Source organism: Nonomuraea sp. B10E15 (assembly GCF_039871615.1).
Taxonomy (GTDB): Bacteria; Actinomycetota; Actinomycetes; order Streptosporangiales; family Streptosporangiaceae; genus Nonomuraea.
Genome location: NZ_JBDPMB010000030.1, coordinates 1 through 21,316, shown reverse-complemented (window position 1 = coordinate 21,316; position 21,316 = coordinate 1). Strand labels below are relative to the sequence as shown.

Genomic DNA, 21,316 nt, shown 5'->3' with positions numbered 1-21,316 from the left:
TCAACCGAACCGAACGGAACGGTTCGGATGTTACCCATGGATAAACGTGCCAGCAAGCGGCGCGGTCATGACTGGTCAAACGACAGATTTGCGGCCTATGGTGGAAACGAGCGTGGTCCGAGTGCCAGTCTGGCCAGTTCACCGCGGGAGGCGACCCGAAGATCCGGAACGGCCTTGTGAAGGTGGTATCCGACGGTTCTCGGGCGGGTGAACAGCCGCGCGGCGATCTCCCTGTTGCTCATGCCGTTCGCCGCCAACCGGACGATCTGCTCTCCCATTCGGCCACGTTGACGAAACACAACTCCACGTCGTCAACCATCGCCCGGTACATGAGGCGTGGATGATCCCCCGGCTGCCGGGACATCAGCCTGGCGCGAGGTTTCCATTGCTCCAGGAAGCGCTCCGCTTCCTCAGGCGGAACCGTGAACAGTCGACCAGGGTGACCTGTTCGATCATCGTGTCGGGAAATGGGTCGTTCACGACATTCTTCCTCGTTCTCGTTTCCGCACGGGATGGCCGCCGTGCCCGCCACCTGAATCCGCCAAATGACCAGGCCGCTCACTCGGACTCGGACACGGTCAACACGACCTTGCCCGACGTGCGCCCTTTCGCGACCAACTCGTGCGCGGCCGCGGCCTCGGCGAGCGGGAACTCCTCGGAAATGTGCACGACGAGGCGCCCCTGCCGGTACAGATCCGCCAGGCGCTCCAGACCGAAGGGGTCGGGCTCGACCAGGAAGCTTGTGGCACGCACGGCGAGTTCATCGGCCCTTTCGTGCATCTTCGGGGTCCACGCCCCCTGCGCGTTCACCATGATCCCACCGGGGCGCAGGCACTCCAGCGCTCGCAGGGCGTGCTCGCCACCGAACATCTGCAAGACCACGTCCACTTCTCGTACGGCCGCGGCCACGTCAGTGGCGGTGTAGTCGATGGCTTCGTCGGCGCCGAGCCCCAGCACGAATTCGTGCTTGGGCGCGCTGGCCGTGGCGATGACGTGAGCACCGCGGGCCTTGGCCACCTGGACCGCCAGATGGCCGACGCCACCCGCGGCCGCCGACACGAGCACTCGTTGCCCCTGGCCTACTCGCGCGACGTCGACAAGGCACTGCCACGCCGTCAATCCAGCCAGCGGCAGCGCGGCCGCCTCGGCGAACGACATGCCCTCGGGCATCAGGGCCAGGTGCCGCGAGGGCGCCGTCAGATATTCGGCGTAGGCGCCTGCCTGGCGCGGGAACCACGGCATCCCGAACACGCGGTCGCCGGGGCTGAACCTGGTGACGCCATATCCCACCTCGGTCACGATCCCGGCCACGTCCCAGCCGTTGATGAACGGAAGGCTCAGCACCTTGTTGTAGGCGACCCCCATCCTCGTGTAGAAGTCCACCGGGTTCACACCCGCCGCCACGACCTTTACCAGCACCTCTGTGGGTGTGGGCTGTGGAATGGAAACCGCTGCGAGTTCGAGGGTCTCCGGGCCGCCCCACTGCCGTTGCGTGATCGCTCTCATCTCTACCTCTCCTGGTCGGCGATCCGACGCTAGGGAAGCCGTCCACACTCGCACATCTGTAAGACGACCAGGCTTGTCGCATCGCCATGCCCAGACGGATTCGGCGGACGAACCGGCGCGCTTCATCGCGGTCTCGGGCTCCTCAGCTCAGCCGCCACAGTAGCCCTCATACTCACGTGGACATGCTCTCGGGCAAGCATGAACTCAAATGGAGGAGCACACTGATGGTGAGATGGACTTGCTCGTCGAGGGCCGTGCATCGCCGGCGGTCAGCGCGGGCTGGTCGGCTGCGCGCTTCTGGGAGACGCCCGGCACGCTGTCCGGCTGAGGTTCAACCGGTCAGCGTGGTCAGGGCGTCGTCCAGGATCTCGGCGGCCGCGTCGATCTCGTCGTCGGTCACCGTCAGCGGAGGGGCGATGCGCAGGCAGGCGGTGGATTTGGCGGCCCGCCCCTTAGTGATGTTGAGCGACAGGCCGCAGTTCCGGCAGGCGTCAGTCAGGGCGTCACCCATCTCGACCGCCGGCTTCTTGGTCTCCCGATCCTCGACGAGCTCCATGCCCCACAGGAGACCGAGTCCGCGTACCTCGCCGATGATCTCGTGGCGCTCGTGCAGGTCTCGCAGATGGCCGCCCAGCCGCTCGCCTTGCCTCGCGGCGCGGGCAGCCAGGTCGTCCTCGATGACCAGGTCGAGCACGGCGAGGGCGGCAGCCGCCGGGAGCGGATCGGACTGGTGCGAGGTGTAGTACATCAGTCCCCGGTCGTAGGCGGCCTGCTCGATGGCGGCCGTAGTGGTGACCGCTCCGATCGGGAGACCGCCGCCGAGCGTCTTTGACAGTGTCACGATGTCAGGCACGACGCCGAAGAGCTCTGTGCCGAACATTGCGCCGAGACGGCCGAACCCGGTCTGCGCCTCGTCCAGAATGAACAACATGTCGCGCTCGCGGGCCAGCTCATGCAACCGGTTCAGGTAACCCGGCGGCGGCACCAGGACTCCCCCCGACGACAGGACGGGCTCTGCGATCACGGCGGCGCGTGACCCGGTGGTCTGCTGGTCGAACAGCTCGAATCCGACCTCCATGCAGGTTGCGTCACATGTTCCCGCGCAGTGCCGGATCGGGCACCGATACGCGTATGGAGCCGGGATCGTGAAGACCCCCGGAACGGTCGGACCATGGCCACGCCGACCCGCGGAGAAGGTCAACGACTGGCTGCCAGCCGTCATTCCGTGCCAGCTCCTCGTCAGCGCGACCACCTCGAAGCCGCCACTGACCAGCTTGGCGATCCGCACGGCAGCCTCGTTCGCCTCTCCCCCGGTGCTGACGAACATCGAGCGGTCCAGGCCCGGCGGCAGCAGGGCGGCAAGCCGCTCCGCGAGGTCCAGCACGGGAGGCGACAGGAACCGGGAGTTCAGATGGATCGCGGTCTCGAGCGAGCGCCGGATCGCCTCGGCGATGCGCGGATGATTGTGCCCGATGGTGGCGCAGATCTGCCCTGAGGTGAAGTCGAGCAGACGCCGGCCGTCCACCGTCTCCAACCATGAGCCAGAGGCGCGGGCGATCACGTCTGGCGAGAACTCTCCTGAATAGCGGATCAGATGCGACATGTGACGATCGTGCCCTGGCGTGAATCCCCTGGTCCAGCGGATGTTTTCGAGCAGTATGCGGGGAAAAACCCGAAGCATTGCGGCTGTGTAGGCCATCCAGTGAGGCACGCTTGCCATCGCGCCCCATCCGCGACGGCGGATGCGCTCCGGTTCGTCGACGCCATGCGCCCATCGGCCGATCTGGCCATAGCCGGCCAGCCCGTGCGGGAGGTCGTAGAACGAAGGGCCCGGATCATCAGGCCACAGCCCGGTCTCCGCCTGCCCATCCCGTGCAGGAGCAGTGGATCTCGCACCACACACCCGTGCCCGCTCGCGGCGGTCGACGCCCCGACCACGCGCGAGGCTGTCGACGAGGAACAGACCACGCCCCCTGGTGGGATCCGGATGGGCGCGGCGCAGCCGGGGCTCATCCGGGCCGCCGGCGTCGTGCACTTCGACGCGTACTGCGTCGTCGAGGTGGGTCACCTGCACGATGAACCGGCCCCGGCACCGGCTCCCGGAGTGCTCGATCGCGTTGGCGGCCAGCTCCGAAACCATGAGAACGACGTCATCGGCGCATGGGTGACCGGCCACCGCCTGGCGCGCGAAGCGCCGTACGCACGCGAGTTCCTCTGGACGGGCGTGAAAAGCGTACGTGGCGTTCGTAGTGAGGGTCCCATCGGGATCGCCTCCTTACGCAAGTCTGATCGATGTTTCCTTACATCGCCCATGCTGGTACTCCGGCTTGTCGGTTTGCTGTCGATGCCTGTCAGCCGAGCTGTGGCGACAGTGAGCCGACAGCGGAGTGACGGACCCGTCCGGCAGATTGAGAAATGCCGAGAGGTGGGGGATCACGAGATGGACAGACACCACGCACAGGAGGCCGCGACCACTGCGACAGCAGTCGGCATCGCCTCGCGACCGCTGAGCTCGGCTCATGCCCCAGGCTCCGTGACGTATTCGACGACGGACCGAATGGGCGATACTGAGCCGCGCGGGGGATGCGACCATGGCTGCGCGTTCGAGCGGACCAGGCAGTTCGCGACGGACGCCTCGCATGAGATGCGCACCCCGTTGGCTGGGCTCAGGGCACAGTTGGAGGAGGCCCAGCTCCACATGGATCAGACCAACCTGCCCGAATTGCTTGACCATGCGCTGCGGGACGTCGGCAGACTCGAAGCGATCATCACTGATCTGCTTCTGCTGACCAGGGTGGGGATGAACGTGCCCTCAGAGCGGGAGGCAGTGGACGTGGCCGAGCTGGCACGGAGCGAGGTATCCCGGCGTCCAGGCGACATCGACCTGCGGCTGGGGCACCAGGTGATGGTCATCGCCGTCCGTACCCATGTCAATCGCGTGTTGACGAACCTGCTCGACAACGCTCAGCGGCACGCCAAGCGTACGGTCCAGGTCCAAGTACGCAGAGACGGCGGCATGGTTGTAGTGGCCGTCGCGGACGATGGACCGAGCGTCCCGCCAGCCGATCGCGAACGTATCTTCGAGCCGTTTGTCCGGCTGGACCCCGCGCGTAGCCGCGACCGCGGCGGAACTGGACTCGGCCTGGCAATCGCCCGCAACATCGCCCTCGCACACGGTGGAACACTCGGAGTCGAAAATTCGGCCCTCGGCGGCGCATGCTTCGTATTCCGGATACCCGCGCAGGCGGCCCGGCCAGCCAGAGGTCGCTGAGGACATGTGGCTGCGGTCAGAGCACTAGGTCGTGCCCGATAGGTCACGGCGCCTGCGCCGACCAGCCGCAGCAAGGCCGTCGGAGAGCCGACCGCCGTCGAAGGCGGAAAGCACCACGTCGAGGTCCAGGCACGCCCCTCGCCGGAACTCGGCGGCGAAGGCACCCTCCCCCAACACCGCCAGCGCCCGTGCGGTGCTCCGGTCGACGTCGGCGCGTTCTGCGGGGGGCAGCGGCACTCCGGCCGAGCGTCTCGCCGCATCAGCTGTTCCCAAGAGCCGGGCGGTCTCGTCACAACGGCCGAGCAGGGTATGGGCGCCGGCCAGGCCCTCCAGAGCGAGGGCGATAGCTCGGAGGTTATCGGTTGCACGAGCGGCCACGAGACCCTGGAGGTGGCGGGACAAGGCCGTCTCACCGTCACCGCGTTGCTCGGCGATGAAACCGAGTTCGGCCAGGAGCAGCGCGCGACCTTGCACCGAGGCTGCGTTCTGCTGCCGTTGAAGCAGGCGATGCAATCGCTCTTCGGCGAGCTCCAGTTGGCCTTCCCTCCGCTCGATGAGGGCCAGGCCGACCTCGTAGTGGTACTCCCCGCGCTCGTAGCGGTGCTCGATGGCCACGCTTCTGGCTCGTTCGTGCCGGTCGCGCGATTGCACGAAGTCACGCCTCAATAGAGCGATACGGCCGAGATGCATGATCCGATCAGAGACGTCGGACCACAACTCCAGATTCTCTGCTATGCGCCGCCCCTCACTGTGCAGCCGCGTGGCGCGCTCGTAGTCGCCCAGAGCCTCGGCGTGGTAAGCGAGCGGGCCAACGATCTGCAGCTGCCCCCAGCGGTCGCCGAGCTCGCTGAACAGCTGAGAGCTCTGCTCGCCATACTCTTCGATCGCTCTGAGATCGCCGTGCACCATGGCATGGTGTGTCGCGGTGCTCAGCGCAGCTGCTGTTCCCCAGCGATCGTCGATCTGGCTGAAGGTCGCCAGAGCCCGCCTCACGAGGTCTGCGCTTGTGGGCAGGTCACTGATGCCGGTGTACAAGGCGTGGCCAAGGAACCACTGGGCACGGGCTTTCTCTCGCGGGTTCTCGATCTCCTCGAACGCCTGCTCGGCCGCCCGGACACGCGCCTCGTGGCCGACGTTCCCCTCGGTCAGGAGCTCGATGCACTCCCGCCAGACTCTGACGGTGGCTCGCAGATGGGTCGGCGCTTCACCGTCCGCAGTCAGCGCTCGATCCAGCCAGTCACGGGCATGGTTGAGCCGTCCACGCAGGAACCAGTACCACACCAATGCGCTGACCAGTTCGAGTGATCCGGCGGCGTCTCCCTGGCGCACCATGCCGTCAAGCGCACTATGCAAGTTGGCGGTTTCGCGGTCCAGGCAGCCCAGCCATTCGCGCTGTTCGTGGCCGCGTAGGTGCGGCTCAGCGCTCTGAGCTAGCGAAAGGTAGTAGCGGTGGAAGCGTCGCCGTACGTCACCGAACTCACCTGCTTCGCGCAGGCGCTGAAGGCAGTAGCCTTCGACCGTTTCCAGGAGCCGATATCGGGGACCGTTCGGCGTATCGGCCATCATGATCAGTGAGCGATCGATGAGGCGAGCCAGTATCTCCACGACGTTCCCGTGGTCTATCCCAGCACCGGAGCAGGTTCTTTCGGCGGCGGTGAGAGTGCAGCCACCGGCGTGAATGGCCAGTCGGCGCAGCACGACCCGTTCGGGCTCGGTGAGCAGGTCCCAGCTCCAGTCGATCAGCGCTCGCAGAGTCTGCTGGCGTTCCGGCGCGTCTCGGCGGCCTGTGGCAAGCAGCCGGAACCGGTCGTCGAGACGGCTGACGAGTTCCCGCACACCGATTGCCGGCGTGCGGGTCGCAGCCAGTTCCAGGGCGAGCGGGATGCCGTCCAGTCGTCGGCACAGTTGGGCGACATGCGGTGAGTTGCCTGCGTCGAGGGTGAAGCTGGGCATCGCGGCGGTGACGCGTTCGATGAACAGTTGTACGGCGGAATTCTGCGCCAAGACGGCTGGGCACTGGTCGGTGGACGGGTCGGGTAGCGTCAGTGGCGGCACGGGCCAGACCGTCTCACCCGTCAACGCGAGCGGTTCGCGGCTGGTAGCTAGGAACCGCAGCTCGGAGCCCGCTCTGATCAGCTGCTCGACCAGCCTTGCCACCGGGTCCACGATGTGCTCGCAGTTGTCCAAGATCAGCAACAGCCGCTTGGTGCGCAACGCACCGGCAAGTAGATCACACGACGAAACAGGGCCCCGATCCGACAGCATGTCGTCACGGACACCGGTGATCGCCGCAACCCTATGGGCCACCATGGTTACTTCTGGTGACGTGGCGTCCCGGAAATGCCCCGCCAGCTCGACAAGCCACACCCCGTCGGGATAGCGCCCGATCGATCGACCGGCAATCTCGAGAGCCAACCGGGTCTTACCCACCCCGCCGGGACCGGTCAGTGTCACCAGCCGCCTGTTTCCCATAAGCGAGCGGACCTCGTCGACCGCCCTTTCTCTGCCCACCAAGCCGGTCAGCGAAGCTGGCAGGTTGGTCCATGGCCGAGCCGGCGAGTCCGTCTGAGATGGCGGGCTCAGAGCCGGATCCTGCTCCAGGATCGCCTGATGCAGTGCGACCAGCTCCGGGGAGGGATCCAAACCCAGCTCTTCGGCCAGGTGTTCGCGGAGCTGGGCATAGCCCTCCAGTGCGTCACTCTGCCGCCCCGCGCGGTAAAGGGCGCGCATCTGCAGGGCACGCAACCGTTCCCGGACTGGATGACGCTCCACCAGATCGCTCAGCTCGGCGGCCAGCAGCGTGTGCTCGCCCAGCTCCAGCCGAGCCTCGGCCTGCTCCTCCAATGCAGCCAGACGCTGTTCCTCCAACCGGTGAGCCGCCCGGCGGGCGAAGTCCTCGTCGGCGAAATCGGCGAACGCGGGCCCTCGCCACAGGTCCAGCGCCTCGGCCAACATGGCGACCCTGGCGCGAGGATCCTTGATGCCCTGCGCCTCAGAGGTCAGCTCGATGAACGTGTCGGCGTCCGAGGTACCCTTCAGCAGGTATCCAGGCGGCTCAGATACCACCAGCTCGCCCCCACCCGCCTCGGCCTGCTCCAAGGCGTGCCGGAGCCGGGAAACCTTCAACTGCAGAGCGCTGGTGGGGTTGGCCGGCAGCTCGTCTCCCCATAGATCGTCGATCAGCTGGTCGATCGACAACAACCGCTTCTGATGAGCGAGCAGATCGGCCAGCAAAGCGCGCACCTTGGTCTCCGGCACCGGCACCGGCTCGCCACCAGCCGTCCACACCTGCACCTGGCCCAGCACTCCAAAGCGCATAGTCCCAGCTTATAGCCCCTATCGGCAGCGAACAGTGTGGGCATGGCGACGGGCGCACAGTCGCTCATGCCCGCGCGTGCACGTCTCGACAGACAGCGCTCAACCGGGGAGGGGTCGTGCGCGCCGCTCCCGCTTCAACGCGTTCGGACGCAAGCCAACCGCCCTGGAGGAGGCGCGCTTCGGGCTTTCGTCTGCTCAGATGCTGGCGATGTCCTGCTCACCCCAGAGCGGAACGCCCTTTCTCTCGAGCTCGTCCAGCAGTGCCAATCCTTCCTCTCCCCAGGCGATTTCCATGCGGGCCTTCGCCGCCTCTCCCCGGAACGCGAACCGGCGGAACGCGACGATGCCCTCGTGCTCGGCATCGGGACGCTGCGCCAGCCGCTGCCGGAGGAGGGAGACCCGCCGGGACTCGATGTCCTCGATCATCTGCTCCCATTCGCCCAGCGCTCGCTCATAGTGCTTGATGTGCTCCCGCAACTGGCGCCTGGCGGAATCGTATGATGCCATCTCGAAGTGCGCGGCACGCAATCGATAGGGGTCGCGCTCTCCCTGGTAGGGAGCCAGAGTGGTCAGCCAGTTCCGCAGTTCCTGGAAGCCGGCCTCGGTGATCGAGTAGATGCGCTTCTCGGCCCGCTCGCCACGGGGCACCACCTGCACCTCCACAAGGCCGTCGCGCTCCATCCTGCGTAGCTCCGGATAGATCTGACTGTGTGGGGCATTCCAGACGAAAGCGACGCTGCCGTCGAAGTATTTGATCAAGTTGTAGCCCGTCATCGGCTCCGCGGTAAGGGTGGCCAGCAGAGCATGCCGAAGTGACATGAGTGGTCCTTGTCAGTATCTGGATACTTACCGGTGAACCTACCTGACGCCGCGCCGTTCTCAGGGCATGGAGCGACCGCACAGGCGCCGGAACAGGCCGCGCTGATCCTGGTGCTCTTGCCGCGTCCGTCTCATCGCCGGTGTGCTCCGCGGCGCCGCCGGTCGGGCCGACTGCGGCTGGACCCCACCGGCCTGGATCCGGGTGCGACGCACCGGGAGGCACGACTTACGGCGAATCCGGCGGTGATCGCGGCGACCAGTGCGGCGGCGCCGCAGACGGCTGACGTTCGTGCCGGGTCAACATCCAAGGCGAACAGGGCCCCCGCGAGGAGAAATCCGATCCCCTGCCCTCCAGTGAGTCCGGCGATCGCCACGCCCACGGCCCTGCCGCGATATTCCAGGTCGACCCGCCGTGCGAACATCGCGAGCAGCGGCGCGGAGAACGAACATCCCACTCCAGAGACGAAGAGCGACACCAGCACGACCAGGAGCGGCGGGCTCAGAATCAAGGGCACCATCGCGCCCCCCGCCAGTACCGCGAACGGGACTATGAGACGGTCCAGGACCAGCGATGGCACGAGACGCGTGAGGAACGCCGTACCTAGGGCGAAACCTAGAGCGGTCGCCGAGAGAAGCAGTCCCGCCGCAGGTGCTTCCGCACCGAGGTGCGTGGCGTAGGGGTGGGCGATCGCCTCTGGTGCGTGCGCGAACATGGAGACCGACCACACCAGCAGCAGGCAGGCGCGCAACCACGGATCGGCGAAGACGTAGCGCATGCCCTCGCGCGCGTCACCGAGCACTGAGCGGGCGCTATCACGCGGGAGCGCCCGCGGGCGCGAACGTACTCCGATGGCGGTGAGCGCTGCGGAGATGGCGAACGTCGCGGCGTTGATGACGAGTGCCCTCTCGTGCCCGGTTGCGGCGACGAGCATCCCCCCGGCTCCGTAGGCCGCCACCTGGCAGAGCTGATAGGTGATCCTGTTCAGGCCGTTTCCGGCGATGGACGCGGCTCCGTCGAGGATTTCCGGGATGAGGGCGGCGCGGGCAGCGACGAACGGCGGGGTGAACAGGCTGCCGGTATAGAGCAGCACGATCAGCAGCCACATCGGTGCCCCGGGGACCAGCAATGCCATGACCAGGAAGGCGCGCGCCATGTCGCACACGATGAGGACGCGCCTGCGTGGCAAGCGGTCGGCGAGGGCGCCGAACAGCGGACCTGCGACGAGCGCGGGAAGGAACGCGGATGCCTGCGCGACGCCGGTGAGCAGCCCCGAGCCGGTGCGGTCGAAGACCAGCACGGCGACGGCTAGGGAAGCGAACTTGTCGCCGATGTAGGACAGGCTCAGCCCGGCATAGAGATAACGAAATTCGCGAATCGCGAACAGGCTCCGATACGAGACCACGTGCTCCTCAATGGGGAAGACCGGCCGTGCGGGGCCGGCGATGGCGTGAAGGAACCGTCCGGCTCCACGGCCAGGGCCGTGCACCCGTGCACCGGGCTCCAGCGGCTGTGCTCGGAGGCTCCGGTGCTGTCGTGTTCCTCAGCGTCCGTGACGAGGCAGGCCATTCGGCCCGCGGGATGCGGGACGCCTCAGGAAGGGACACCGTCGGCGCGATCGTGGCGTCGGGTACCAGAAGCGCGTGCCCGGAATGTCGATGTCCTGCTCGGGCCGGGACGCCTCGCACGAGGCAATCCGCACCGACCTGGGCCGCGGCGGGGCGGCGAACGCCAGGCTGGAACTCCCTCTTGACCGGTCACGGGGCGGTGAGAGTGGAGAGGCACCGGCTGGGCGTGCCCCTTCAGCGCACGCCCAGCCGTATCACCGTCCCCAAGCGTCGTCAGCCGGCCGTGCCGCCGGGAGCGACGAGCCGACCGGTCCGCTGGTCGGCCGGCTCGCCGTGCTCGCTGATCAGATCGCCGCGCAAATACGTGGCGACAACCCGTCCGGTCATCTCCATGCCGTCGTATGGCGTCCAGCCTGCTTTGGAGAACACGTTCTCGTTCTGCAGTTTCCAACGCGCCGTGGGGTCGACGAGCACAATGTCGGCGTCGGCCCCCGAAGAGAGGCGCCCCTTGCGCGGCCAGAGGCCATAGATGCGCGCGGGAACCTCGCTGTACAGCCTGGCGACGTCCTCGTAGGCGAGCATCCCGCGCGCCGCGGCGCTCAGCATCAGCGCCATCGTGCTGTCCAGCCCGGGCAGGCCGAAGTGCACGTCCCAGATGTTGCCCGAGGTCTTCTGCTCGGCGGTGGACGGCGCGTGGTCGGAGGAGACGTGGGTGAGGCCGCCGTCGCGCAACAACGCCCACAACACGGCCTCATCCGCGTCGTGCCTGGCCCGAGCGGGCGGCGTGAACTTGCGGAACGCTCCACGCACGTGCACCTCGTCCTCACGCAGCAGCAGGTACTGCGGGCAGGTCTCGGCGTGCAGGCGCGCACCGCGGGCGCGTTCCGCCGCGAGATAGCCGGCCACCTCGGGATGGCTGACGTGTGCCACCACGGCTCGCGCGCCCGTACGCCTGACCAGCAGCGCGGTGACTGCAGCCGCCAGCACCTCGGCGTCCCGGTTGCGCCATTCGGGGATGACGCCGGGGTCGTCACGCCCCGCCACGCGCAGCAAGGCTTCGGCGGCGGAGGTCAGCGACTCGTCCTCACAGTGGATGAGGCTGACGGCGCCTGCCTCTGCCGAGGCAAGCAGATGCGCTTGCAGGGCGGCCGCGTCGTGGCCGGGGATCCCGTGCGTCGTGCACGTGAACACCTTGAAGAAGGCGGCCCCGGCCTGCCGGAGCGCGGCGACGGCGCCGGTCTCGCCCGGCCAGGCGTGCGCTGCCAGCCCGAAGTCGACGTTGGACCGTCCTTGGAGGTAGGTGTTTTTCGCCTGAAGGTCATCCACCGTGCGTACGGGTGTGCCGTGCGAGTGTTCGATGATCGTGGTGACACCGGACACTGCAGCGGCCCTGGTCCCGCTGGGAAAATCCTCCCGGTCGGTGCTGCCGGGGTCCATGAGGTGCACGTGCGTGTCGACCCCCCCGGGCAACAGGAGCAGCCCGGTGGCGTCGATCCTGCGGACTGCCGACAGATGTGCCCCATCCAGCGTCAGGACGCGTCCATCGCACACGGCGACGTGGGCCGGGCGGCGGCCTTGCGAGCTCACCACCATGCCGCCGGTGATGAGCAGATCGACGTCGGCCATCAGACTCGATACCTTTCCACGGCTTCCTTCGACAGCACGATGCCGAAGCCGGGCGTGTCCGTGAGTTCGACACGGCCGTCGATCACCTGGAGAGGTTCCTCCATGATGGGCTGCCACCAGGGCTGGTACTCCTGCCAGACGACGTTCGGCAGCCCCGCCGCGAAGTGCAGGCAGTGCTCCATGAACAGATGCGGAGTCACCGGCACCTCGAAGCCCTCGCACAGGTGGGCAACTTTGACCAGCTCGGTCATGCCGCCCATGCGCATGAGGTCGGGCATGACGTAGTCGGCGCCCCGCTGCCCGGCGAGGGTCAGCAGCTCTCCCTTGAGATAGTTGGACTCACCCGTGCACAACGGCATGTCCAATGCCTGGCGGGCCTCGGCATACGCCTCGACCTGCGTGTACGGCATAGGTTCCTCGAGCCAGAAAAGATCGTAGATTGCGAACCGTGCCGCCATGCGCAGGGTCTGTTTAAGGTCCCAGGCCTGGTTGGCGTCGACCATCAATTTCACGTCGGGGCCTATGGCTTCGCGAACGAGGGCGACGCGGGCCACATCCTCGTTCTCATCGGCCAGCCCCGCGCGCATCTTGACCGCGTGGAAGCCACGGTCGACCAGATCGCGGGCCTCCTTGGCGAGCTCGTCGCGCGATCGGTCCAGCCACAGCCCCTGGCTGGCGTAGACCTCGACGCTGTCGCGGAAGCCCCCGAGCAGCCGGTGTACGGGCTGCCCGGTCGCTTGGCCCTTGAGATCCCAGCAGGCGGTGTCGATGGCGGACATGGCCAGCGCAGCCAGGCCGTGCCGGCCGACGAAGCCTACCGCCTTGGACATGCGAGCCCAGAGCTGCTCCGTCGCCAGCGCGTCGGCGCCGACCACGAGGTCGGCCAGATCGTCGATCAGCCCGAGCAGTGCCGCGACCTTTCCTCGCCCGAAGGCGAAACTCCAGGCCACGCCGGTGTGGCCGTCGCTGGTGCGCACCCGCACCAGCGCAGTGTCGATGGCTGGAATGGGAAAGGCCGCTGTGACCAGAGGCCGCTCGAGGGGGATCGACAGGAAGTCCGTGAGGACTTCGGTGATACGGGTGCCGGTAGGCATGATGCTCCTGTGTGAATGATGTCGGTATCGATCAGCGGCGGCCCAGCAGGCGGCCGAGAATCCTGGTGAACCCCTCCCACATGCGGTGCAAGGCCGACCGACCCGCCAGGCTGAGTACGTTGATCTCTGCGGGCGGGCGGGTCGCGGGCCGCGCGGACGCGGCGTGACGCGGCGCAGCTGCGGCGGGCCCCGAGGCATTTCCCGACGTGAGGTCGGATGTTGACCCTGCCGGGGCGCCCTGCGTGGGCGGTGTGGCCGCTCCAGTGGCGCGCTCGGCGGCCAGCTTTCCCGCGAGGCTCTCAGCGAACTGATTGATGAGCCTGTTGCTGACCTCGGTCATGACCCCACGCCCCATCTGTGCGGGGCGTCCGGTGATGTCCAGCTCGGTGAGCAGGTCCACCCGCGTGTGCCCGCCGTCATCGGCCAGCCGCATGGTGACGTTGGCGCCGGCCGTGCCGTTACCTCGGGCGTCGCGTCCCTTGGCGACCAGCACTGCCACGTGTGACGCCTCGTCCCGCTGGGTGATCTCGGCCTGCCCTTTGTAAGTGAGGCTCACGGGCCCCACCTTGACCTTGACCCGTCCGGCGAAGACATCACCTTCGCTTGAGTCGAGCACCGCTCCCGGCATGCATTCGGCTACCTGGCTGAGGTCGAGCAGCGTGCTCCACGCCTGGTCGACGGTCAGCGGAACGGTGAAGCTGTTCTCGATGTGCATACTGGTTCACCTGCCGGTCGCCTGAAGGTACCTGTAGGTCAACAGGACGTTCAGTCGATGCAGGGAGTCCATCAGCGCGGGGAAGCGATCGGCGCCGGGGACGTCCGGCGGAAGGGTCATCGGGTTCTTGAGCTCGATCGCGTCCATCATCGCGTCAAGCTCCATGCCCTCGGCTCGGTAGCGGTCGACGCTGGCGGCAATGTTCTCAAGATAGGCCAGCATCCAGCTGACGGACGGTTCAGCGTCGCTGAGCGGGCCATGGCCGGGGACGAAACGATCGAGCTCCAATGTGGCCTTCATAGCGCGAATCGAACGGGTGTAGCCGATGGGATCTCCGGCGAGCAGCATCGGCGGCATCCCCGCGTGCCGCAGGAAGTTCCCGGCCCACACCACCCGCGCGTCAGGAACGTGGACCAGCGTGTCGCCCGAGCCGTTGCCGGTGCCGAAGTGCCACAGGTGCACGACCCGCCCGCCAAGGTCGATCTCGCAGAACCGGTCGAAGACGATGTCCGGCTCCCGCCAGGTGACGACCTCCTCCATGCCGGGGTCGCCGTACATGCTCTCGCCGCGCAGTTCCTTCTCCTGCTCCAGGTCGGTCATCGACGCCTTGTTGAGCCGTGAGGAGATGATGGCGACGTCATCGGGAAAGGCGACGTTGCCGAAGGTGTGATCACCGTGGAAGGTCGTGTTTGCGAGATACCGGACCGGCTTGTCGGTGATCTTCTTGACGACCTCTTGGAGGTACTTTCCGACGCCGGGCGTAATGCCCGCGTCCACGACAAGAGCGGCCTTGCTTCCGATGATCAAACCGTTGTTGTCCTTGGGCAGCCGGTTGGCCATCAGGCCGTAAACGCCCTTGGCCAACTCTGTCGGGATCAACTCGAGCCCGACGGGACTCAAGTTGGGCGCGAAGAACCCCTTCTGACGCTCGGTCATCTCGGGAACAACGGGCGCTGGCCAGCAGTACACAGCAATCTCCTCAGTCAGTTGTGACGAAGCAGTTCTCGGATACGGTCGGGTGTGAGAGGGAGGCGCCACACCCGGGCGCCTTTGGAGCCGAGCGCGTCGGCGACGGCGTTGGCGATCGCGGCGGGGGTGCCGACCATTCCCGACTCCCCTCCGCCCTTGACACCGAGGGGGTTGGTCGTAGTCGGGCGCTCCTCCACGATGACCTCGATGTCGGGCAGTTCCTCGACGGTGGGCATGCGGTAGTCGGACATGATGGTGGACTGAGGTTGGCCGTACTCGTCGTACAGCAGTTCCTCCAGCAGCGCCGCACCGATGCCTTGTGAGGCGGCGCCTGCCAGTTGTCGGTGCAGTAGCTCCGGGTTGACGGCACGTCCGACGTCGTGGAGGACCACGTGACGCAGCACCCGCACCTGACCCGTCCCTGAGTCGATGGTGACGAGCGACAGGGCGGCGCCGAAGGAGAAACTGGGATGAGGCTTGTCGAAGCGGCCCCGGCCCTCCCCCAGTTCGGCGAGCGGGACTTGGCGGCCGGAGCGCGACCTGGCCTGCCCCTGGATGAAGTCGACCTCTTCGACGGGCACGTCGAGCCTGGCGGCGGCCTTGGCGCGAAGGTCCTCTGCGGCCAGCGCGACGGCGTTCCCCGCCAGGGTCGTCGAACGGCTGGCGAACGCACCGAAGCCGTCGGCCAGTTCCTGGGTGTCGTGGTGATCGATGGATACGGCGTCTACCGAGGTGCCCAGCTTCTCGGCGGCGATCTGGGCGAGCACGGTCTCCACGCCCTGACCGAGCGAGGCGACACCGACATGGGCGACGAACCGCCCGTCCGGGCTCGGCACGATCCTGGCTTCCTCGAAGGGTCCGATGGCGCCGATCTCGGTGTAGGCGGCGAACCCGATGCCGGCGTGTTCGCCGCTCGCTCGCAGTTCCTCACGCTGCTTTCGCAAGCCGTCGTAACCCACGTGGTCGAGGAGGTGTTCGAAGCCTGCCGGGAAGTCTCCGCTCTCGTAGGTGATGGACGTGGGCTCGAAGTTGTGCGGCAGGTCGCCGGGGCCGATCAGGTTGCGCCGTCGCAGCTCGGCGGGGTCGAGCTGGAGCTCGTGGGCGAGCCTGTCGAGCAAGCGCTCGCGGACGAACGTTGCCTCCGTCATACCTGGACCGCGATAGGTGCCGACGGGTGTGCGATTGGTAAGGACACCGTTGGCCTCGACGGAGAAGGCCTCCCACCGGTAAGGGCCCGGCAGGTGGAGGGCGGGTAGCAGCGCCGGCAGGATGCCCTGTGAACGTACGTAGGCGCCCTGGTCACACCAGGCGCGGTCACGGAAGGCCAGCAGCCGCCCGTCGGCCGTGGCCGCGATCTCCAGGTCGTGCTCCTGCTCGCGGGCGTGGTTGGTGGCGACGAAGTGCTCGGCGCGGTCCTCGATCCACTTGATGGGGCGGCCGAGCCGTAGCGCCAGGAACGCCACGAGGAAGTCCTCCGGGTACGGCTCGCCGCGCACGCCGAACCCGCCACCGACGTGGTTCTCCACGAGGCGGATGCGTTCGGGCCCGATGCCCAGCATGTCGCTGAGCGCCCGGCGGGTGAAGTGCTTCACCTTGGCCGCGCCCCACAGAGTGAGCACGCCGGTCCCGGGATCGACCTCGGCGAGCAGGCCGCGTGTCTCCATCGGAACGGCGGTGTGCCGGTGCATCCTCAGCCGGTCCCTGATCACGACGTCAGCGCGGGCGAAGGCCGCCGCCACGTCGCCGTGGCTCAACGGGACAGTGGTGACGATGTTGGTCCCGGCTGAGGCGTGGAGGATCGGCGTTCCCTCCGAAGCGGCGGACAGGACGTCGCCCACGACGTCGAGTTCGTCGAGGTCGACGTCGACCAGCTCGGCGGCGTCCTCGGCGAGGTAGGGATCGCTCGCCACGACGACCGCGATCGGCTCACCCACATAGCGCACCACGTCGCGGGCCAGCGGCGGCTGCAGGAACAGGTGCGTGTACTGCGTCTCGGCCATGGGGAGCCGGATCGGGATTCGGGTGTCCGGCACGTCGGCCGCCGTGATCACCGCCACGACGCCAGGCTGGTCGAGGGCCTCGGTCACGTCCACACCAAGGATGCGGGCGTGCGCGACGGGGCTACGGACGATTCTCGCGTAGAGCTGGCCTTCTCGGTCGATGTCGGCGACGTAGCAGGCGGAACCGATCAAGAAGGCCACGTCGTCCCTCTCGACGCTGACGCCTATATAGGTGGATGTCATCGTTCCTCCCTCAGCCGCGTCAGCGCTCGTTCGACGAGCACGGCGACGAGTTCCTTGCGATAAGCGGGACTGGCGTGCGCGTCGCCCGACGGGTCACAGCTCGCGGCGGCGATCCTGGCGGCCTCCATCGCCACGCCGCCGGTAAGGGCCTTGCCTTCGAGTGCCACTTCGGCTTCGCGCGCACGCACGGGGACCGCGGCGACTCCGCCAAGCGCGATGCGTGCATGCCGCACCCGGCCATCACCGTCGGTGGCCAGAACGACGGCGGCGGAGGCGAAGGCGAAATCCCCGGCCCGCGGGCTGAACTCTTCGAAGACGCTGCGCGTCTGCGGGTCCGGAGCCGGGAACCGGGCTTCTACCAGCAACTCGCCCTGTTCGAGTACCGTCATGAGCGGGCCGGCGAAGAGCTCGGAGACCGGGATCTCCCGCTCCCCCGACAGCGAGCGCGCGACGAGGGTGGCTCGCAGCGCGGTGCTGACCACGGGCAACTCGGACGACGGGTCGGCATGCGCGAGGCTTCCGCCGAACGTCCCGCGCAGCCGGATCGGATAGTGGCCGATGAGGCCGGCCGCCTCACGTAGTGCGCGCCAAGGGCCGTCCAGTTCGGGGCAACGTTCGAGGGTGGCGTGGCGGACAAGGGCGCCGACCCGAAGACCGCCGTCCTCAATGCGTACGCCGCCGAGGCCGGGCAGCCGGTTGATGTCCACGAGATGGCTCGGCCGCGACATGCGCAGGGCCAGCAGCGGCATCAGACTCTGACCTCCGGCGATGAACTTGGCGTCCTCGCCGGCCTCTTCCGCCAGGCTCAGCGCCTCGTCCAATGACGACGCCCTGTGGTAAGCGAAAGGCGGTGGTTTCATCAGCGCTCACCGCCCAGTTCCCGCTGCGCGGCCAGGACGGCCCGCAGGATGGGCACGCCACCGGTGCAGCGGCACAGGTTGGCTGACAGGACCTCGCGGATCCTCTCTGGGCCGGCGTCCGGCTCTTCGCGTAGCAGCCCGGCGGCGAGCATGAGGAATCCTGAGGTGCAGAACCCGCACTGCAACGCGCCGTACTCGTGAAAGGCCCGCTGCAACGCGTGCAGCTCCGCACCCTGCGCGAGCCCCTCGACGGTCTCGACCCGGCCGCCCTCGGCCTGCACAGCCAGCATCAGGCAGGATCTGACGGGCTGGTCGTCGAGCAAGACGGTGCAGGCGCCGCAGGAGCCCTGCTCACAGCCGAGCCGGGTGCCCTTGAGGTTGTTGTCGCGCAGTGCGTCGGCAAGCGTGCAGCGGGGCGGTGCCTTGACCGGCAGTTCCCGGTCGTTGACGACGAGCCGGATCCACACGCTCTCTTCGGCTTCGAGCCAGCCGCCGCTCGGGCGGTGGTCAACGTCTGACATGTCTGCTTCCCTCATCCCGACAGGACGTCGTAGGCTTCGGCGATGCGCGCGGCGGGCCAGCCCGCGCTCAGCGCGAGCGACAGCAGGACACGCGCCTGAGGCGGGGTGAGCGCTCCTGCCGGAATGACACCGTTGGCCAGCAGGTCTCGTTCCGAGCCCGGAAAGCCGTAGGTGCCCGAGAATGTCTCCCCGGCTCCTGCGCGTGAGGCGAGGACAACCGGCACCTCTCGCGCGACGGCGGTCAAGTCGTCGACCATCCGCGCCGGCACGTGTCCCACGCCGAACCCGCTCACGACCACGCCCTCGTAGCCGAGATCGGGCAGCAAGCGCACCAGCCGCCCGTCGTCGCCGAGCGTCGCGGTCACCGCCGCGACCGCGGCGGGCTCTCGTGCGTCCGATAGGTCCACGTGAACCCGCCGGGTGGGCCGCAGCGGGATCCGGACCCGCTCTTCAGCCGTCCAGCCCAGCACTCCCGCACTGGCCGACGTGAAGGCGGACGGTCGACTGGTGTGCGCCTTGCGGACAAACCTCGCCGCGTGGATCTCGTCGTTCATCGTCACGAGCACGCCCAGGCCCCGGGCCTTGTCGCTGGCCGCGATGAGGACCGCGTTGCGCAGGTTCGCGGGGCCGTCCGCGCCCGGCTGAGCGGGATCACGCATGGCCCCGGTCACGACGACCGGATGGTCGACATCAAGGAGCAGGTCGAGCGCCATGGCGCTCTCCTCGATGGTGTCGGTGCCCTGAGTCACGACGACGCCATCGACGCCGTCCTTGATCGCATCCGCGATCCTGCGACTGAGCCTGACGAGATCGGCGAGGCCCAGATGGGCGCCGGGCACCCGGGCGAAGCTCTCGGCCTCGATGTGGCCCAGCGTCGGCAGTCCAGGTACTGCGGCGACGAGTGCGTCCGCGTCCAGTACGGGGACGACGCCGCCGCGGGCGCCTGTGGCCGCCATGGCGATGGTGCCACCCAGTGCCAGCACCCGAATGCGCCGATCACTCCCGGTCATACGTTCCTCCCAGAGCTACTTAGATCTCATCTTACGTATACTGATACATAAATGGGAAGACCCTTCTGGCGGGAATCGCTCCACATCGATTGCCTACCCGCACAGAGCTGGTCGTACCGACTGGTCAGAGCGGGTGAGGTCCTGGCCCACCGGACCCGCCGCGCACCCTTGGGAGGCCGCCTTCAGCGCCCGGTGGGCGGGCGCTCCTCCGCGAGCTGTATGTGCTTGCGCTCCAGCTCGTCCAGCAACGCGAGCCCTTCTTCGGCCCAGGCAATCTCCATGCGCGCCCTGGCCGCCTTCCCGCGGAAGGCGAACTGCCTGAAGGCCACGATCGCCTCGTGTTCCGCCGCCGGTCGCGCCATCAGCCGCCCTCGCAGCAGGGACACCCGGCGGAACTCGATATCCTCGATCATCTGCTCCCATTCGCGCAGCGCCTGAGAGTAATGCTTGAGGTGCTCGCGGAGCTGGCGACGCGCGGCCGCATAGGTAGCCATCTCGAAGTGCGCCGCCCGCAACCTGTGAGGATCCCGCTCCCCTTGGTACAACGTCAGCATGGCGATCCAGCCCTGCAACTCTTCGGCGCCGGCACCACTGATGGAATAGACGCGTTTCTCGGCCCTGTCGCCGCGTGGAACTACCTGAGCCCGCACCAGCCCTTCCCGCTCCATCCGCCTCAGCTCGGGATAGATCTGGCTAGGCGGGGCGCTCCACACGAAGGCGTTGCTGCCGTCAAAGTATTTCACCAGGTCGTAGCCGGTCATCGACTCCACGGTGAGGATGGACAGCAGGGCGTGCCGGAGCGACATGAGAAGCCTCCGTAGATCTGTGGATGATGTGTGCAGGGGTTCTCTACCACCTAAGAGTTGGCTGAACTCGATACCGCGGCGGGCGATGGGACGACGCCCCGCCCGCGCGGGAAGGTCCGCAGATGGGGGTGGTCGTAGCCCTTGTCGCCGTGACGTTCGCCCGGTCGACGGCGTCGCGGGCCACATCGGGAGCGAACGAGCGGGATCGATCGCACCAGCGGTTCCAGCGCCAGGCTGTCGTGGACGTTGGCGGCGCTGATCGCGACGGCCAGGGGCAGACCGGTCCGCTCGGCGATGAGGTGGATCTTCGACCCCTTCTTGCCGCGATCGACAGGATCCGGACCCGTCAAACCCTCCTTTCATCGCCCGCACGCTGACGGAGTCGATCGCGCACCAGGCGCACCCGGTGGTGGCCACGTACACGCTTGCCGCCGGGATCACCCGATCGTCGACCCGCCGACGCCCGCCACCTTGCGGGCGCGCCGGCGGGACCACCCGCTGGAACAACTCCCACAACTCATCTGGCACAAGCCGTCGAAGGAACCCATCCTTGAACGAACTAACGATCAATCCCCGAATGAATCACAGTCCAAGGGGCGCGCAGACCTCCGTCGCCGTCGCCGCACCCAGCGACCAGGGTGCGCCGCGAAAGGTACTCACCACGGTCGCCAACCCGAACCTGCACCCAAACCCAAGCATCGTTTGCGCTGTGGCAGCACGTCGCGCACGAACAACCTTTCAGTCGACCTTGAAAGCCTCCTGGCCGAGTGGCCGGCCGAAGCGTTAATGTATAACTTTACGTAAATTTATACACCCATGGCCGTCAAGGCGAGACCGGAGCCGGTCGGATGGGCCGAAGGAGCGTTTGACGTGGCGACCGTCCCCAGTGTGTCGTACTCCATCACCGTGCGCCTCGAGGTGCCCGCAGGCGGCAAGGCCGTGAGCCTGCTCACGCACGCCGTAGAGTCGGCAGGGGGTGTCGTGACCGCCCT

15 protein-coding genes and 3 pseudogenes are annotated in these 21,316 nt (G+C 67.4%); 1 reads left to right on the top strand and 17 read right to left on the bottom strand.

Annotated features, from left to right (window positions below):
- Positions 1–95: 95 nt before the first annotated feature.
- The 4 genes and pseudogenes from ABGB14_RS44845 to ABGB14_RS44830 form a co-directional block, all read right to left on the bottom strand.
- Positions 96–278 carry a helix-turn-helix transcriptional regulator gene (locus tag ABGB14_RS44845; protein ID WP_347649989.1) on the bottom strand — a complete coding sequence of 61 codons (183 nt, stop codon included), beginning with the start codon at positions 276–278 and terminating at the stop codon, positions 96–98.
- 280 nt (positions 279–558) lie between these two features.
- Positions 559–1,506: an NADP-dependent oxidoreductase gene (locus ABGB14_RS44840; protein ID WP_347649988.1), complete on the bottom strand. Its 948-nt coding sequence runs from the start codon at positions 1,504–1,506 to the stop codon at positions 559–561.
- Between the two features lie 331 nt (positions 1,507–1,837).
- Positions 1,838–3,109, bottom strand: coding sequence for an aspartate aminotransferase family protein (locus tag ABGB14_RS44835; protein WP_347650052.1), 1,272 nt, complete (start codon positions 3,107–3,109; stop codon positions 1,838–1,840).
- 342 nt (positions 3,110–3,451) lie between these two features.
- Positions 3,452–3,724 (bottom strand): annotated as a pseudogene (locus ABGB14_RS44830) (ATP-binding protein); the annotation flags it as partial.
- A gap of 93 nt (positions 3,725–3,817) precedes the next feature.
- Here ABGB14_RS44830 and ABGB14_RS44825 point away from each other — a divergent pair.
- On the top strand, positions 3,818–4,777 hold the full coding sequence (locus tag ABGB14_RS44825) for an ATP-binding protein (RefSeq protein ID WP_347650051.1): 960 nt from the start codon (positions 3,818–3,820) through the stop codon (positions 4,775–4,777).
- A 24-nt stretch (positions 4,778–4,801) separates the two neighbouring features.
- On the opposite strand, the gene ABGB14_RS44820 is transcribed toward ABGB14_RS44825, so the two are convergent.
- The 13 genes and pseudogenes from ABGB14_RS44820 to ABGB14_RS44760 all read right to left on the bottom strand — a co-directional run.
- Positions 4,802–8,095, bottom strand: coding sequence for a BTAD domain-containing putative transcriptional regulator (locus ABGB14_RS44820; RefSeq protein ID WP_347649987.1), 3,294 nt, complete (start codon positions 8,093–8,095; stop codon positions 4,802–4,804).
- Positions 8,096–8,290: 195 nt separating this feature from the next.
- On the bottom strand, positions 8,291–8,914 hold the full coding sequence (locus ABGB14_RS44815; protein WP_347649986.1) for a PadR family transcriptional regulator: 624 nt from the start codon (positions 8,912–8,914) through the stop codon (positions 8,291–8,293).
- A gap of 131 nt (positions 8,915–9,045) precedes the next feature.
- Complete coding sequence (locus tag ABGB14_RS44810) at positions 9,046–10,317, bottom strand: MFS transporter (RefSeq protein WP_347649985.1); 1,272 nt, start codon at positions 10,315–10,317, stop codon at positions 9,046–9,048.
- A 436-nt stretch (positions 10,318–10,753) separates the two neighbouring features.
- Positions 10,754–12,106 (bottom strand): amidohydrolase family protein, encoded by a 1,353-nt coding sequence (locus ABGB14_RS44805; RefSeq protein ID WP_347649984.1) that lies wholly within the window; start codon positions 12,104–12,106, stop codon positions 10,754–10,756.
- Complete coding sequence (locus ABGB14_RS44800; RefSeq protein ID WP_347649983.1) at positions 12,106–13,200, bottom strand: mandelate racemase/muconate lactonizing enzyme family protein; 1,095 nt, start codon at positions 13,198–13,200, stop codon at positions 12,106–12,108. The genes ABGB14_RS44805 and ABGB14_RS44800 overlap by 1 nt, the downstream gene beginning before the upstream one ends.
- A 31-nt stretch (positions 13,201–13,231) precedes the next feature.
- Entirely contained in the window at positions 13,232–13,915 is a 684-nt protein-coding gene (locus tag ABGB14_RS44795) for an SRPBCC family protein (protein WP_347649982.1), read from the bottom strand.
- A gap of 6 nt (positions 13,916–13,921) precedes the next feature.
- Positions 13,922–14,851 (bottom strand): MBL fold metallo-hydrolase, encoded by a 930-nt coding sequence (locus ABGB14_RS44790; RefSeq protein WP_347649981.1) that lies wholly within the window; start codon positions 14,849–14,851, stop codon positions 13,922–13,924.
- 47 nt (positions 14,852–14,898) lie between these two features.
- Entirely contained in the window at positions 14,899–17,127 is a 2,229-nt protein-coding gene (locus ABGB14_RS44785; protein WP_347649980.1) for a xanthine dehydrogenase family protein molybdopterin-binding subunit, read from the bottom strand.
- Positions 17,124–17,987 (bottom strand): xanthine dehydrogenase family protein subunit M, encoded by an 864-nt coding sequence (locus ABGB14_RS44780; protein ID WP_347649979.1) that lies wholly within the window; start codon positions 17,985–17,987, stop codon positions 17,124–17,126. Before ABGB14_RS44780 ends, ABGB14_RS44785 begins: the two co-directional genes overlap by 4 nt.
- Positions 17,987–18,508 carry a (2Fe-2S)-binding protein gene (locus ABGB14_RS44775; protein WP_347649978.1) on the bottom strand — a complete coding sequence of 174 codons (522 nt, stop codon included), beginning with the start codon at positions 18,506–18,508 and terminating at the stop codon, positions 17,987–17,989. The genes ABGB14_RS44780 and ABGB14_RS44775 overlap by 1 nt, the downstream gene beginning before the upstream one ends.
- Before the next feature lie 11 nt (positions 18,509–18,519).
- Positions 18,520–19,518, bottom strand: coding sequence for an asparaginase (locus ABGB14_RS44770; RefSeq protein WP_347649977.1), 999 nt, complete (start codon positions 19,516–19,518; stop codon positions 18,520–18,522).
- Positions 19,519–19,700: 182 nt separating this feature from the next.
- Positions 19,701–20,294: pseudogene (locus tag ABGB14_RS44765) on the bottom strand (PadR family transcriptional regulator); the annotation flags it as partial.
- 78 nt (positions 20,295–20,372) lie between these two features.
- Positions 20,373–20,891 (bottom strand): annotated as a pseudogene (locus ABGB14_RS44760) (transposase); the annotation flags it as partial.
- Positions 20,892–21,316: the final 425 nt, after the last annotated feature.

What these genes read in the sequence shown, in the direction of transcription:
- ABGB14_RS44845 (WP_347649989.1), bottom strand. Translation starts at nt 278, where the DNA reads ATGGGAGAGCAGATCGTCCGGTTGGCGGCGAACGGCATGAGCAACAGG.
- ABGB14_RS44840 (WP_347649988.1), bottom strand. Translation starts at nt 1,506, where the DNA reads ATGAGAGCGATCACGCAACGGCAGTGGGGCGGCCCGGAGACCCTCGAA.
- ABGB14_RS44835 (WP_347650052.1), bottom strand. Translation starts at nt 3,109, where the DNA reads ATGTCGCATCTGATCCGCTATTCAGGAGAGTTCTCGCCAGACGTGATC.
- ABGB14_RS44825 (WP_347650051.1), top strand. Translation starts at nt 3,818, where the DNA reads ATGCTGGTACTCCGGCTTGTCGGTTTGCTGTCGATGCCTGTCAGCCGA.
- ABGB14_RS44820 (WP_347649987.1), bottom strand. Translation starts at nt 8,095, where the DNA reads ATGCGCTTTGGAGTGCTGGGCCAGGTGCAGGTGTGGACGGCTGGTGGC.
- ABGB14_RS44815 (WP_347649986.1), bottom strand. Translation starts at nt 8,914, where the DNA reads ATGTCACTTCGGCATGCTCTGCTGGCCACCCTTACCGCGGAGCCGATG.
- ABGB14_RS44805 (WP_347649984.1), bottom strand. Translation starts at nt 12,106, where the DNA reads ATGGCCGACGTCGATCTGCTCATCACCGGCGGCATGGTGGTGAGCTCG.
- ABGB14_RS44800 (WP_347649983.1), bottom strand. Translation starts at nt 13,200, where the DNA reads ATGCCTACCGGCACCCGTATCACCGAAGTCCTCACGGACTTCCTGTCG.
- ABGB14_RS44795 (WP_347649982.1), bottom strand. Translation starts at nt 13,915, where the DNA reads ATGCACATCGAGAACAGCTTCACCGTTCCGCTGACCGTCGACCAGGCG.
- ABGB14_RS44790 (WP_347649981.1), bottom strand. Translation starts at nt 14,851, where the DNA reads ATGACCGAGCGTCAGAAGGGGTTCTTCGCGCCCAACTTGAGTCCCGTC.
- ABGB14_RS44785 (WP_347649980.1), bottom strand. Translation starts at nt 17,127, where the DNA reads ATGACATCCACCTATATAGGCGTCAGCGTCGAGAGGGACGACGTGGCC.
- ABGB14_RS44780 (WP_347649979.1), bottom strand. Translation starts at nt 17,987, where the DNA reads ATGAAACCACCGCCTTTCGCTTACCACAGGGCGTCGTCATTGGACGAG.
- ABGB14_RS44775 (WP_347649978.1), bottom strand. Translation starts at nt 18,508, where the DNA reads ATGTCAGACGTTGACCACCGCCCGAGCGGCGGCTGGCTCGAAGCCGAA.
- ABGB14_RS44770 (WP_347649977.1), bottom strand. Translation starts at nt 19,518, where the DNA reads ATGACCGGGAGTGATCGGCGCATTCGGGTGCTGGCACTGGGTGGCACC.